Origin of the sequence: Hydrogenovibrio kuenenii DSM 12350 (genome assembly GCF_000526715.1) — a bacterium.
GTDB classification, from domain to species: domain Bacteria; phylum Pseudomonadota; class Gammaproteobacteria; order Thiomicrospirales; family Thiomicrospiraceae; genus Hydrogenovibrio; species Hydrogenovibrio kuenenii.
This window is the reverse complement of sequence record NZ_JAGP01000001.1, coordinates 2,325,187-2,339,187: the sequence shown is the minus strand read 5'-3', so window position 1 is coordinate 2,339,187 and position 14,001 is coordinate 2,325,187. Positions and strand designations below refer to the sequence as shown.

Genomic DNA, 14,001 nt, shown 5'->3' with positions numbered 1-14,001 from the left:
ATTACTTTTTTGGTTTAAAAGTAAATTTCTGACCACCTAGCGTTGCTTGGTACATTAAGCCGCCTTTGGCAATAGTGAAAGTCGCCATGCCTCGATAGTACTCAGCTTTTCCTGTTGCGTTATTGCTGCCACCACTCGCACCGGTTCCTGCCCCTGTTGTGCCTGCCGATGCAGAGGCGCCAGCTGTAATGGCAACCACAGAAGCTTCTCCACCAAATTCGAAGCCTTCACGGGTAAAGTCATCATAAGCATCTTTGTTTTTAAAGAAGATGATTTCACTGAAGACTTGTCCACCAAGCTGAAAGCCCAAAGTGCCCTGCATCATGGTGGTGTCGCCAACCCAAGTACCGTGTTTATAAACTCGGCCTTCACCATAAGCGCCGCCGATAACAAATCCTGCTTTACCGATACTTGGAAAAATCGCATAACCATAGGCATTTTTAAAAAATGGCGAAGTGGCATCAACTGACTGAAAAGATTTTAGAGCTTCTTTGTAGTCATCTGCATAGGCTGCTTTAGTAGCAAATAGTCCTAGCAAAGAAATTAAAACAACAGATAGGGTGTGACGAGCTGACATGGATTTTCTCTTGGTTTATTAAAACAGTGGAAATTATTCAATAAAACCGGAGAAATAGCAAAGTTCATCCGTGACATTAGTCTTGAAGTATTTCGGTGAACTGTCCCTTTTCCAGTTGCCAGATTTTTGAGTTTTCAGCATCTAATAGGGGAATAAGGCTTTGATCGGTACTGGTCAAAATATGTTGAATATCCAGTGCCTGTAATAATTTAAGTAGCGTTTTGCGATGGTGCGCATCTAGCTCGGCAGGCAGGTCATCAATCAGCATAATGACCGCTTCATTTGCCGTTTTTTCATATAGACTCGCTTGCGCTAATAGCAACGCACAAACAAATAGCTTTTGCTGACCGCGAGACAGTTTGATCAAGGCATCCTGACCGTCAAAACGAAATTTGATGTCAGCACGATGGCAACCATATTGAGTATGGCCTTGTTGAAAGTCTTTTTGGAAATTCGATTCCAGTGCTTGCGCAAAAGTGCCCGCAGATTTTGGCCAACCTGTTCGGAAATGACATTCAGGTATCATCTTCAACTCAGGCATGAGAGCCTGACAAAATTCTGCCAAATAGGGCGTAAGGGCTTCAACATAATCTTGGCGGATGCGATCAACCTCCGCCGCCGTTTCAATCAGCTGAGGACTCCAAAGTTGAATTTGTTCTTTTGGCAGTTTGGTTTTTAGCCCATGGTTACGTTGTTTTAATGCACGTTGATAATGTCGCCAAGCATTAATAAAGGATTGTGATTGATGAAAACAGCCCCAATCCAGATAGTGTCTGCGGGCTTTAGGGCCTTCTTCCAAGAGACGGTGACTTTCTGGCGTAAGCAGTTGCACGGGCAATTTGCTGGCAAGTTCTGCTTGAGTTTGAATTGATTCACCATCGACCTTAATGAGTACTTTTTCATCTGAACGTGATAGCCCAATGGCATGAGTTTGGTGTTGTTGTTCTACGCGAGCAAACAGGGTTAACTCGGAAGTGTCTTGTTGAATCAGGTGCTGTGGTTTAGCGGTGCGAAAAGAGCGCCCTGAAGAAAGTGTCCAAACGGCTTCAATCACAGACGTTTTACCCGCAGCATTATCGCCAACAATAAGGTTAAGACGAGGGCCGAATGTCAGCTTATAGGGTTTCAGATTTCTGAAATTTTGTAATTGTAATTCGAGCAGTTTAGCCAAGAGTGTCTCGCTAAAAGTTAGGTTTGTTTGACGCTATCAAGGATAAGAATACAACGAATAAGTAGAAAGGAGAAAATCATTTGTTGTTTCGGAAAGCCTCAGCGGGCTTTCCGTGAAACAGGCTTTGAAAGTACTGGCGCCTAGAGCCTCATTGGCATAATAACATGCTGACAATGACAGGCTTCATTCTGTGTTTCAACCATACAGCTACTGTTAGCATCTTTCATATACAAGGTAACTGTTTGTTCATGCATCGAGTTCAGTACATCAATTAGGTAGTTGACGTTAAAACCAATTTCCATTTGTGTGCCTTGGTAGTCAATTGCCATATCTTCATGCGACTCATCTTGATCAGAGTTTTGTGCATGAACAGCTAATAGGTTTGGTGCCAGCGATAAACGAATTCCTTTGAATTTGTCATTAGACAAGATAGCGGAGCGTTGCAGAATGCTACGAAGGAATTCACGATCTGTTTGTACCAATTGATCATTATGCTGAGGGATAACACGTTTGAAATCAGGGAAGCGACCATCAACCAGTTTACAGGTAAACACGGTTTCTTCGAATTGAACTGTTAAATAGTTTTTTGCCAGAGCAAAAGAAATCAGACTGTCGTCATCGCCAATTAGCTTTTGTAATTCCAATACACCTTTACGTGGCAAGATGGCTTGGGTTGCTGTTAAGCCTTCTGTTTCTAATAGCGTTGAACAAGTCGATAAACGGTGACCATCAGTTGCAACCACGCGTAGTGTTTGATGACTGATATCGAATAACATGCCATTTAGATAAAAGCGAACATCCTGACTAGCCATTGCAAATGCAGTATTGTGAATCAGTTGCTTCAACTGATGCTGTTGCATTGAGAAAGACAATTCGGTTTGCGTCAAATCTATAGTTGGGAAGTCGTCAGCAGGTAAAGTTGAAAGCTTGAAGTTTGAACGTCCAGCAGACAGTTTGCAGCGCATTTCTTCGAACTCTAGAACAACCGTTAAACCATCTGGCAAAGAGCGCACAATACTAATCAACTTGATTGCAGGTAAAGTAACCTCAAAATCACCATCACTAGTTTCAAGTTCGGTTGATGCTCGTGTTTCGATTTCTAAATCGGATGCGGTAACGGTAAGGGTATTTTGGTTAATTTGGAATAAGATATTTCCCAAAATCGGCATGGTTTGGCGTTTTTCAACAACCCCTCCTACCGTTTGAAGGACTTTTAAAAGGTTTTCGCGCGAGAGACTGATTTTCATCCTGTTTCCTATTAAGTTCTCCAACTATTGACAGCTATTATGCCAAAATATTTTTGAATTCCTATGCTTTCTTGCAAAGAATTCATCACAAATTCATACAAGCCTAATGACAAGGGTCTAATTGGTGATGATTCTGACTAAGCTATTGAAATCTTCGTCGATTCGATGATCTGCTTCGCGCAATTCTTTAATCTTACGAACCGCATGCAAAACAGTGGTGTGATCTCTGCCACCAAAGGCATCCCCAATTTCCGGCAGACTATGCGTTGTCAGCTCTTTTGAAATAGCCATTGCCATTTGTCTCGGGCGTGCAATGTTGCGAGAACGCTTTTTAGATAAAAGATCTGCTACACGCACTTTATAGTAGTCAGCAATGGTCTTTTGAATATTGGTTAGGGTAACCATTTTTTGTTGAAGTGCCAACAAGTCTTTTAAAGCTTCTTTAGCTGTTTCAACACTAATCATTTGTTGAGTAAACTGAGCAAACGCACCAACACGTTTCAACGCCCCTTCTAAATCACGTACATTGCCTCTAAGACGTTTGGCAATAAAGAATGCGACCTCATCAGGTAGTATAAAGCCGAACTCGGATGCTTTTTTCATCAAAATGGCAACACGCATTTCAAACTCTGGTGGCTCAACGGCAATGGTTAGTCCCCAGCCGAAACGCGACTTTAAGCGGTCTTCCAAGCCATCTACTTCTTTTGGAAAGCGATCACTGGTTAAGATAACCTGTTTATTCCCTTCTAACAGCGTATTAAAGGTATGGAAAAACTCTTCTTGTGATTGCTCTTTGTTGGCGAAGAATTGAATATCATCAATGAGCAATGCATCCAATGAACGATAAAAGCGTTTGAATTCATCTATTTTATTGTGTCGTAAAGCGTTGACCATATCGGCCACAAAACGTTCTGAGTGCAGGTAAACAACACGCGCATTTGGGTTTTTGCGCATTAATTCATTCCCGATGGAGTGCATTAAATGCGTTTTACCAAGACCTACTCCGCCATAAATAAAGAAAGGGTTGTAACTTCCACCTGGATTTTCCGCAACTTGTTGAGCAGCAGCAGCTGCCAACTGGTTAGCCTTACCTTCAACGAAAGAGTCAAACGTGAAATGAGGGTTTAAATTGTGTTGAATGGTTTTTGCGGATTTTTCTTTAGATTTTGTTTCTACTTTAGGTTTTACTGCAGCTCTTAAAGGCTGAGGTATAGAGGTATCTTCTGGGATATTAAGGCTTTCAATCGCATATTCACCTGCTTCTAAGGCGACGCGAGGTGTGTTCACTGGCGACACCAAAGACATTGCTTGTTCAATATGAGAGAGAAGATGCTTGTTAACCCAGTCCAAAATAAATCCAGACGGCGCGATCAAACGCAAAACTTCTCGATCTTCAACAGCTTGTAATGGATTGATCCATGTATAAAGTTGCTGGTCCGTTAAAACATTCTGCAATTGCTTAAGCACTTGCGGCCATAGGGGTGTTGTCAAAATATCCTACCTTTTTAATACTTTGTAGAAGTGATGCAATCTCTTCTAACGTATTTTTTTGTATCTGTTAGTGCATAGAAAACCTAACCACATTTAAGTGGCATACGTCTCTGTGCATGGGTTAATACTGTGTCGTTAAGTAGATTAGTCGTCCTTTGTATAGCTCAAAGTGACGAAAAAATTACACAAAGTGTAATTAAGTGGATCAAAAGTTTGGCAGTGCATAGAAATCTGCTCTGCAATTTAACACCGGATGAAGGTGTTTGTGATCCAAGGAGCTTATTAGGCGCTCTCTATTGTTATTCTGTTTCTTCTTGCATTCAGGGTTCGCGTAGCCTTTATTTTTATTAAATAAATGACTTACAACCAAGACTGTTTGAACACGAAAAACATTATAACTGTGAATAACTTTAAAAAACAGCCCATGCCTGTGGATAACTTGTGAACATATCCTGTGGATAACCTGGTTTTTTATCTATGTATCTAGTTGATAAAAGAAGATTTATCATTAAATTGAAATAAATATAAAATTTAATGCCAAAACATTTTTATAGCTAGGATAATTAAAAGTAATCCGAAGATTTTTTTCAGGCGTTTTACCGGTAATTTATGGGTCATTTTAGCGCCTAAAGGGGCGGTAAAAACGCTTGCTAAAACAATGCCTAAAAATGCTGGCCAATAGACAAAACCTGTTGAATAATTTGGTAAATTGGATACACCCCATCCGGCTATGATAAATCCAAGTGTTCCTGAAATAGCCACAGGCACACTACATGCCGATGAAGTTGCAATTGCTTGTCTCATAGGGACATTATGCCAAGCCATATAAGGCGTATTGAGTGCACCGCCGCCAATACCGATTAAACTGGATAATCCACCAATCATGGTGCCAGCAATGCTTCTACCAACTGTGCCAGGCATTTCTCGATGAGGACTTGGTTGAAGATCCAGTAACATTTTGATGGCGATAAGCACTTCTAAAATGGCAAAAATTCTTGATAAAACAGATGCATCCATAAATTGTGAAATCCAACCACCCAGCAGCCCACCAATGAAAATACTGGGTGATAAAGATTTAACCAAGTCCCAGCGTACAGCATCATGTTTATGGTGAGCTCTCACAGAAGATAAAGAGGTCACCATTATGGTTGCCAATGAGGTTCCTATGGCAATATGCACCATATGTTCATTGCTGGTCATGTAGGTTGCAAAAACGGATGTCAGTACGGGTACTAATATGAGTCCACCACCGATACCTAATAGTCCGGCAAAAAAACCAACAAAAGCGCCTGTTGCAATATAAATCAAAAATTCCATAGTTTTTAGAAGTCCAAAATTTTTATGCTGTCTATTCTAAATGACTTCAGAAAGAAAAGAAGTGCGGAAAACTGGAGTTTTAGGATATTAACAAGCAAGGTTTGGGAAATGCCGTTTGATTGGAACCCATGTTAAACTTATTATTAATCAACTCGATTAGGTTTTATCATGATGAAAAGTTTTGATGAACGCTGTTATGAACTGCTTAAACAAGTACCCAAAGGCAAGGTAACGACCTATAAAGCCATAGCGGAAGCTTTAGGTACCAAAGCCTATCGTGCTGTTGGTAATGCAATGAATCGTAATCCGAATGCACCAGTTGTACCTTGTCATAGAGTCGTAAATTCGAATGGGGTACTTGGCGGTTTTGCTTTCGGCCAAGCGGAAAAAATATCTCGACTAGCCGCCGAAGGGGTAAAAGTTGAGCAAGGTAAAATCAAAAATTTTGCTGAATGTTTGTATGAATTCCATCCATAAACGGAAGTAAGTCTAATAAAGTGAATGAGCTGACGGACTTTTATGGGTGAGTAACCTATTGATTTTACTTAGAGTTCATTTGCTGATCCGAAGAATGCAAATAAAGTAAAAGTTTAAAATATGGCTATTGTGTTTTGTATGTGGTTCCACTATAATGCGCGATTCTTTTGAAAGAATTAATTTGTATAGGATTTTGAATCATGAAACGTACATTCCAACCAAGTGTTATCAAACGCGCTCGTACTCATGGTTTCCGTGCTCGCATGGCGACTAAGAACGGCCGTAAAGTTTTGGCGGCTCGTCGTGCAAAAGGACGTAAGCGTTTGACTGTGTAATCATTTTTTAAATGATTGAAAAGCGACATAATTCTGATGAGTTAAATGCAGATTCCTATGAACCTCAAAATTTAACTCATCAAAATTTACCCTCACCTGATGAAACGGAAGTCCCTTCCGAGCAAGACTTGAATAACCCTGCCTTATTCGACCTATCGTTAAATACTTTTCCAAAAGCCTTTCGTTTATTATCGCCGAATGATTTTCAGTATGTTTTTGCGGATGCCGAAAAATTCGCTAATCGTCATTGGACCTTAATTGTTCGCCCTAATAAAAAGCTTTATCCTCGTATGGGGTTGGCGATAGCCAAAAAACAACTCAGTAGAGCTGTTTGGCGAAATCGAATAAAAAGATTGGCACGAGAGTTATTTCGTCAACATAAACAGGCATTAAGCGGGTATGATATTGTGGTTTTGAGTCGTCGCGGCATGCAAGAAATTGATAATGCGACACTGAACAAAAGTTTTGCCCATTTAATCCGGAAAATCAGTAGCAGCGGATTAAAAGATGGAAAAAAACGCCCGATTGAAAAACGTCGTTCTTCTACCAACGGTGGTAGACAAGATAAACGAAGTTGATCGAACTTGCTGCACAGAATATTGAAATTTAAATAAGTCATAGACACAAAGATAAACAGGAACAAACTAAAATGAACATGCGATCTTTTTGGTGGTTAGCTTTAGCTTTTACCCTATTGTGGATCTGGTTGCAGTGGACGCAATTCCAACATGCAAAATCACAACCTGAGGCGATTCAGCAAAGCACCCCGGCATCTGACAATAGCGTCCCTACGGCAAATCAGCCGACAGCGCCAGGTGACGTTCCTGCGGTGAAAGGGGCTGATGTACCTGCTATGAAGCCAACCTTGGCTTCTGGTCAGAGTGTTCATGTAAAAACAGATGTTTTTGATATTACCCTCGATACTGAAGGTGGTGATATTCGTGATGTCAGTTTATTAAAATATGCTGCGCAACATGATCATACTAAGCCTTTCAAATTAATGAGCGACAAAGGCGATTTGTTTTATATTGCGCAAAACGGTATTGCTTTAGCACCTAAAGCAACACTGCCTGCACCAACGCACAAATCTCTTTACCAGGTTGCAAAAAATAATTATGTAATGACTGGCAATACGCTTTCAGTACCGATGTATTGGGAAAAAGATGGTATCCGAGTCACTAAGACCTATACTTTCACCAAAGGTAAGTATTTGATTAAGGTTGATTACAAGGTCGAAAACGCATCCAAGCAAGATTGGTCTGGAAGTCTTTACTCGCAACTTAAGCGTTCATCAAATGACCCATATCATAACCGTATGATGTATACCTATACGGGCCCAGTATTGTATGACGGTAATGCTGAAAACAAATACAACAAGCACAAGTTTGATGACTTGAAAAAGCAGCCAATAAACGATCAAACAGCTACTGGTGGCTGGGGTGCGATGATTCAGCATTACTTTATTGCTGCTGTTATTCCTAACCAAAAAGCAAAAAACAGTTTCTATGCGAAATCTTTAGGGCATGATCAATATTCTGTTGGTGTTGTTGAACCGATGGTCGAAGTTAAGCCTGGACAATCAGGCACTTTGAATACCCAATTATATGCTGGGCCAATCATTCAAGATAAATTGAAGTCTATTGCGCCAGGTCTAGAATTGACGGTAGATTATGGCGTGTTGACGATTATCGCTAAACCTATTTTCTGGTTGCTGGAGAAAATCCATAGTGTTGTCGGTAACTGGGGTTGGTCAATTATTTTCTTAACCATTTTGATTAAAGCTTTGTTCTATAAACTGTCAGAAACGTCTTATCGTTCAATGGCTCGTTTAAAGAAATTCCAACCAAAAATGAAGCAATTGAAAGAAAACTATGGTGATGATAAAGCTGTTTTCCAACAAAAATTAATGAAGCTTTATAAAGAAGAGAAGATTAATCCTCTGGGTGGTTGTTTACCAATTCTAGTACAGATGCCGGTATTCATCGCACTTTACTGGGTACTGCTTTACTCTGCCGAAATGCGTCAAGCACCTTGGATGCTGTGGATTCAAGATTTATCAGCAAAAGATCCTTATTTCATCTTGCCAGTCTTGATGGGGATTTCTATGTGGGTACAACAAAAATTGAATCCATCGGCGATGATGGACGAAATGCAGCAAAAAGTGATGAAGCTGTTGCCATTTATCTTCACCGTCTTCTTTATGTTCTTCCCTGCTGGTTTGGTTCTATATTGGGTAGTGAATAACGTATTGTCAGTAACGCAACAATGGTACATCACCAAGAAGATTGCTGCTGGCGAAGAGAAATAAGAGGTTAGACAGATGCATTTATCCTACGAAAAACTTGGACAAGACGATCCTATGTACGGCAAAGCCGAATACAAGGTGATGGACGGTATGCAACCAGTCTGTTATAAAACGGCAGAGGGTTATTTGCCAATAGTCACTGCTGGGCAAGCTGCCAATACAGCAGACAAATCGGAAGCTTCAAAGCCTGCTGGTAAACCTGATACACAAACTCTGTATGTGTTGACCTTCAAGGTGAATGGTGAAGCTGAAGAAATGACCTTCAAGTCCAAAAAGAAACTGGAAAAGACATTGGCTTTTTATAAGGAAAAGCCATTTATCTCTGACTTTGAAACGACGGAATATCAAATCGTCGCTTAATACTTAATGTATTTCCAGAACTGAAATCGCCCTCATTGAGGGCGATTTTTGTTTCAGTGGAATATAATGAACGCAAACAACACACAAAGATACTGATGAACCTATCCAATCAAGACACCATTGCCGCTATTGCTACCGCACCAGGACGAGGTGGAGTTGGTATCGTGCGTGTATCCGGCTCAAAAGCTTTAGCTATAGCAGAAGCTGTATTGGGCAAAACACCCAAGCCACGTTATGCGCACTATGGTGATTTTTTGGATGAAAAAGGTCATGCCTTAGATCAGGGGATTGCATTGTTCTTCCCCAATCCTAACTCCTTTACTGGTGAAGATGTTTTGGAACTGCAAGGGCATGGTGGCCCCGTGGTTTTGCAGTGGTTGTTGGATAGAGTTGTTTCACTTGGCGCGCGCTTGGCTGAGCCGGGGGAGTTTTCAAAACAAGCCTTTTTGAATGATAAATTGGATTTGGCACAAGCCGAAGCCATTGCAGATTTAATCGATGCCTCTTCTCAACAAGCCGCAAAATCCGCCCTACGTTCTTTGCAAGGTGAGTTTTCGGCACAAGTCACCGACTTGGTTGAACAGCTGATTCAATTGCGTATTTTTGTGGAAGCGGCGATTGATTTTCCTGAAGAAGAAATCGACTTTTTATCAGATGGTAAAGTGGCTGGTCAGCTACAACATATCCTTGATCAACTGCATCGAGTTTTCCAATCCGCTCAGCAAGGTGTATTGTTGAGAGAAGGGATGTCCGTGGTGATTCTTGGGCGTCCGAACGCGGGTAAATCCAGCTTATTGAATGCGTTATCCGGTAAAGAGTCCGCAATCGTAACGGACATTGCCGGTACCACACGTGATATTGTGCGAGAAGAAATCCAAATTGATGGTATGCCGTTGCACATTCTGGATACGGCAGGGTTGCGTGAAGCGACGGATCAGGTTGAACAAATCGGTATTCAACGTGCCTGGGCAGCGATTGAAGAAGCTGATCGTATTTTGGTGGTTGTACAAGCTTCCGAAGAGATTGACCCTGAAGACCAAGCTATTTTGGATAAACTGCCAAAGCGCATTCCGCTCACGTTGATTCGTAATAAAATCGATTTGATGGATTTAGAACCAAAGCTTCAATCAACCGATGAACATGGCGAGAGCATGCAACTCATGGGGCATGAAGAAACCGTGGTTTGGTTGTCTGCCAAACAACAGCTTGGTATTGATTTGCTCAAGCAGCACCTCAAAACAGCAATGGGTTATGCACAAACTGAAGAAGGTGTATTCATGGCACGTAAGCGTCATCTTGAAGCCTTGCAAACTGCATTGCATTTTGTCGAGACGGGTCAGCAACAGTTGGAAAGTTATGCGGCAGGTGAGCTGTTGGCAGAAGACCTACGCCAAGCGCAAAACGCCTTGTCTGAAATCACAGGACAATTCACTTCTGATGACCTATTGGGACGTATCTTCACTTCCTTCTGCATCGGCAAATAAAAAATCCATTTCACTTTTTCATTCAGTCATTCGTTTATTAAAATCTGCCAGGCTGGGTAACGCTTAATCCAAGCTAAGTCACTTTTTCGTCATCTGTTTGTTGTATGCTAATGATAAATAATCTAGCCGGAGTTAGTCATGCCGTTGATCAACATTACCCTACCAGAAGATGCTTTAACAGAGCCTCAGCAAGCAGAGCTAGCCAAACAAGCAGCCGATATTTTACTTACTTTAGAAGGCATGGCAACTAACCCCAAAGCCCGTCGTTTGACTTGGAGTTATATCCAAACCCATCCGAAAAACGCTTTTTATATCGGTGGAGAGCCGATGCAGGCACACCCGCATTATTTGTTTGATGTAACTGTTTTTGCCAACACGCTCACAGCGGAAAAGAAAGAAATTCTGACTCGGAAACTTACTGGTGCTGTACTGGACTTAGAAGATTCGGACCACAATATGTTTAATGCTGCGCGGGTGTGGGTGATGATTCACGAAGTGGAAGAAGGCAATTGGGGTGGTGCAGGTCAGATTTATTCTATGGCGAACCTAAGAAAACTGCTTAGCTAAAGCGTCAATGCCAAAGATAAGAGTCCATCGACAAGGCACCAAATTCGATACCCCCTTCTAAAACCTCGAAAGTATCTGTTTCCTCAACACAACCCAATGCAAATACGAGTGGTAGGTAATGATCATCTGTCGGGTGTGCTTGGTTAAAATCTCCAATATGCTCGGCATGGTTGATGAGCATATCAAAGTCATTAGACTGCAAGTACTGTTTGATGCTTTGTTGGAACCTCAAAACATAGGGCAAAGCCTCGGTTTCTCCCCAGCGAACATCGCGTAGATTATGTGTCAGGCTGCCCGAGCCGATGATCGCTACCCCCTCACCTCTTAAATGCTTCAGCGTTTGACCCAGTTGAAAAAGCTGCTGGTGAGTAAGATGTCTATCTATCGAGATTTGGACAATCGGCATAGTTGCGTTTGGGAACAGATGCAGCATCGGCACCCATGCGCCGTGGTCAAACCCTCGGCTGTCATTGAGTGTGGAGGCGATGCCTGCGTCTTTGAGCACAGTTTGGATTTGTCCAGCTAGCTCGGTATCGCCCGGTGCCGGGTATTCAATTTGATACAGCTCGTCAGGAAAGCCACCAAAGTCATGGATAGTGGTCGGATGGCTTGCGCTCATCACTTCCTGTTTATTGGAAATCCAGTGAGCGGACAGTAGAATCACTGCCTTGACGTCTTGAAAAGAAGGCAATGCCTGTTTGAGTGATGCGCCAGCTTTTCCAGGATCAAGTGCATAGGTCGGTGCACCATGGCTGACAAACATCACAGGGGCTTTCTGAGTCATTTCAAATCTCTTTTAAGATAGCTGAGATTTCTATCTTATGAATAAGCCTCATTGAAGGCAATGTTTAGCTGTTGTAAAAGGGTGACTAAAGCCTGAAACCTAGAATCATTAAATGGGATTATTCAAATTGAATGTGATCGATATCTGCTTGAAAATAGGGATAGGTTTGATCAGGCAAGTGCCATTCAACTTCACCATGTTTCGGAACTTTGTAATCACCGACCTGTATGTAGTCCGCATATTTTCCTTGCCATGGTGTGGGTACAAAATCGCCAGCGACTTCCCTGTATCTGTTTGGCGTATAGGAGGAAATGATTTCCCCTTTTGGGTTGAACTCAAAAGTTAGGGAGACTTTCGTTTGCCCTAAAGACAGAGTTGCTAATGCATGAAATTCATCTACTGCTTGCCACTGAACACCTTGGCTTGGTAAGAGTGCTGTCGGAAACCATACCGCTTCAGCAAGATAACGCTGAAAAGCCCCTTGATTGAGTTCCGGGCGGTCATGAGCATCGATGATCGGTATGACCTTTGCCAGCACTCCTTTTGTATAGCCTTTTCCATTCAAAAACGCATCGCAAACATGGATGTTGAGGCCCGGTAGCATCTGGATTTTTGCTTGCCAAAAAAAGCCAGGCTGGGTTGTTGAAAAGTACTGCTCTGCTTTCATCGGTGACCAATCTTTTAATTCCGGTTTGGCTCTAAACCCCCCTATTTGAGAGACATGTGCTTTTTGGATAATCGGGGCATTGTTTTTCAGTACCAGATGAAAGTACTTTTGTACGATAGGTGGCAGTGAGCTGACTTCTTCTAAATTGACAGAAGTCTGCTCATCCAAAGGGTCGTTTGTGATTTGTTTGACTTGCGAGTCTGTAAAGTGAACCCACTTTGACTGTGCTCGCCAAAAGAAGAAAAGTAATACTGAAACAATCAATAGAAAAATGAAAATGGGTTTCATCACGTTTCTCCCAAGTGCAAGCGTCGTTGTTCTTGTTAGCTTAGCATAGTCCCCAAGCGTCGACGGAAGGCTTGTGCCGTTTCAGGGTCATTAGGTTCCAGCATATTGACTAAGTTTACAATCATTTCATGAGCGGCGCCTTGCTTGTATTCCGGTTCTTCTATCAAAATCTCAAATAGGTTTTCCATGGCTTGGGGATAGTTGTGCTCGGCCACTAAGCAGATCGCCAAATCAAAGCGAGCATCATGGTCGTGCAAGTCGCGAGACAGGCGTTCCAACAATGCAGTTTTTCCGTCTGTTTTGGCAGCCAGTTGCTTAAAGGTGATTTGCCCGACCAACGCTCGACCCAGTTCAGTTTCTTTGTCGATATTCGGTAATTTATTGAACAGAGCTAAGGCTTGATCCAACAGGTCGATATCTAGCATGACTTGAATCATGTCCATCGCAACCAGCGTATTGCCAGGATCCTTTTGAATCGCTTCTGTTAGCAGTTGAATCGCTGCTGGCGTGTCACCTGACAGATGTTTTTCACGAGCCTGTGCGCGTAAATCATCAGACGCCTTAAAAATACCATGGGATCTTAATAAGGTAATCAATTCGTCTTGTTCCATCAAACCGACTTCGGTCTGAACTAATGTATTGTCTTTAAAGATGAGTAAAGACGGCACATTGATCATTTTGAATCTTGCTGCCATTTCTGGATAAAGACCGATATCTAAAGTCGCAAAAATAAATTGTCCCGCATAGGTTTTTGCCAAGTTAGATAGTGTATGTTCCATCGCGATGCATGAGCCAATACTTGGGTCCATAAACTCGACGAATACTGGTAATTTGTTTGAGTTTTCTAATACGATTTGGTCGAAGTTGTTCTCCGACACTTCAAAAATATAAGTGTTTTGCTGACTCATGATGTCACTCCGAAAATTAAGAT

At 41.9% G+C, this 14,001-nt stretch carries 15 protein-coding genes; 7 read left to right on the top strand and 8 right to left on the bottom strand.

Features of this window, described 5'->3' with window-relative positions; translation table 11 throughout:
• Position 1: 1 nt before the first annotated feature.
• From N745_RS0110985 to N745_RS0110965, 5 genes are all read right to left on the bottom strand, one after another.
• A complete protein-coding gene (locus N745_RS0110985; protein WP_024852178.1) occupies positions 2-577 on the bottom strand; it encodes a lipid-binding SYLF domain-containing protein in 576 nt (191 codons plus the stop codon).
• A gap of 76 nt (positions 578-653) precedes the next feature.
• A complete protein-coding gene (gene recF, locus N745_RS0110980; RefSeq protein ID WP_024852177.1) occupies positions 654-1,748 on the bottom strand; it encodes a DNA replication/repair protein RecF in 1,095 nt (364 codons plus the stop codon).
• A gap of 140 nt (positions 1,749-1,888) precedes the next feature.
• Positions 1,889-2,995: a DNA polymerase III subunit beta gene (gene dnaN / locus N745_RS0110975; RefSeq protein WP_024852176.1), complete on the bottom strand. Its 1,107-nt coding sequence runs from the start codon at positions 2,993-2,995 to the stop codon at positions 1,889-1,891.
• Between the two features lie 117 nt (positions 2,996-3,112).
• A complete protein-coding gene (gene dnaA, locus N745_RS0110970) occupies positions 3,113-4,486 on the bottom strand; it encodes a chromosomal replication initiator protein DnaA (protein ID WP_024852175.1) in 1,374 nt (457 codons plus the stop codon).
• A gap of 531 nt (positions 4,487-5,017) precedes the next feature.
• Positions 5,018-5,803, bottom strand: a complete 786-nt coding sequence (locus N745_RS0110965; RefSeq protein WP_024852174.1) for a sulfite exporter TauE/SafE family protein — start codon at positions 5,801-5,803, stop codon at positions 5,018-5,020.
• A 168-nt stretch (positions 5,804-5,971) separates the two neighbouring features.
• Here N745_RS0110965 and N745_RS0110960 point away from each other — a divergent pair, with 168 nt between their 5' ends.
• From N745_RS0110960 to N745_RS0110930, 7 genes are all read left to right on the top strand, one after another.
• A complete protein-coding gene (locus N745_RS0110960; RefSeq protein WP_211239104.1) occupies positions 5,972-6,280 on the top strand; it encodes an MGMT family protein in 309 nt (102 codons plus the stop codon).
• Between the two features lie 200 nt (positions 6,281-6,480).
• The gene (gene rpmH, locus N745_RS0110955) at positions 6,481-6,615 is read left to right on the top strand and encodes a 50S ribosomal protein L34 (RefSeq protein ID WP_024852172.1); all 135 of its coding nucleotides are present in this window, start codon (positions 6,481-6,483) and stop codon (positions 6,613-6,615) included.
• Between the two features lie 11 nt (positions 6,616-6,626).
• Complete coding sequence (gene rnpA, locus N745_RS12055; protein WP_024852171.1) at positions 6,627-7,193, top strand: ribonuclease P protein component; 567 nt, start codon at positions 6,627-6,629, stop codon at positions 7,191-7,193.
• A 71-nt stretch (positions 7,194-7,264) separates the two neighbouring features.
• Positions 7,265-8,923, top strand: coding sequence for a membrane protein insertase YidC (gene yidC / locus N745_RS0110945; RefSeq protein WP_024852170.1), 1,659 nt, complete (start codon positions 7,265-7,267; stop codon positions 8,921-8,923).
• Between the two features lie 12 nt (positions 8,924-8,935).
• On the top strand, positions 8,936-9,280 hold the full coding sequence (locus N745_RS0110940) for a hypothetical protein (protein WP_024852169.1): 345 nt from the start codon (positions 8,936-8,938) through the stop codon (positions 9,278-9,280).
• 95 nt (positions 9,281-9,375) lie between these two features.
• A complete protein-coding gene (mnmE, locus tag N745_RS0110935) occupies positions 9,376-10,764 on the top strand; it encodes a tRNA uridine-5-carboxymethylaminomethyl(34) synthesis GTPase MnmE (RefSeq protein ID WP_024852168.1) in 1,389 nt (462 codons plus the stop codon).
• A 138-nt stretch (positions 10,765-10,902) separates the two neighbouring features.
• The gene (locus N745_RS0110930) at positions 10,903-11,331 is read left to right on the top strand and encodes a tautomerase family protein (protein WP_024852167.1); all 429 of its coding nucleotides are present in this window, start codon (positions 10,903-10,905) and stop codon (positions 11,329-11,331) included.
• Positions 11,332-11,335: 4 nt separating this feature from the next.
• On the opposite strand, the gene N745_RS0110925 is transcribed toward N745_RS0110930, so the two are convergent.
• The 3 genes from N745_RS0110925 to N745_RS0110915 all read right to left on the bottom strand — a co-directional run bounded on the left by N745_RS0110925 (position 11,336) and on the right by N745_RS0110915 (position 13,978).
• The gene (locus tag N745_RS0110925; protein WP_024852166.1) at positions 11,336-12,115 is read right to left on the bottom strand and encodes a dioxygenase family protein; all 780 of its coding nucleotides are present in this window, start codon (positions 12,113-12,115) and stop codon (positions 11,336-11,338) included.
• Positions 12,116-12,233: 118 nt separating this feature from the next.
• Positions 12,234-13,070, bottom strand: a complete 837-nt coding sequence (locus N745_RS0110920) for a DUF6920 family protein (RefSeq protein WP_024852165.1) — start codon at positions 13,068-13,070, stop codon at positions 12,234-12,236.
• A 35-nt stretch (positions 13,071-13,105) separates the two neighbouring features.
• Positions 13,106-13,978 carry a tetratricopeptide repeat protein gene (locus N745_RS0110915; RefSeq protein ID WP_024852164.1) on the bottom strand — a complete coding sequence of 291 codons (873 nt, stop codon included), beginning with the start codon at positions 13,976-13,978 and terminating at the stop codon, positions 13,106-13,108.
• Between the last annotated feature and the right edge of the window lie 23 nt (positions 13,979-14,001).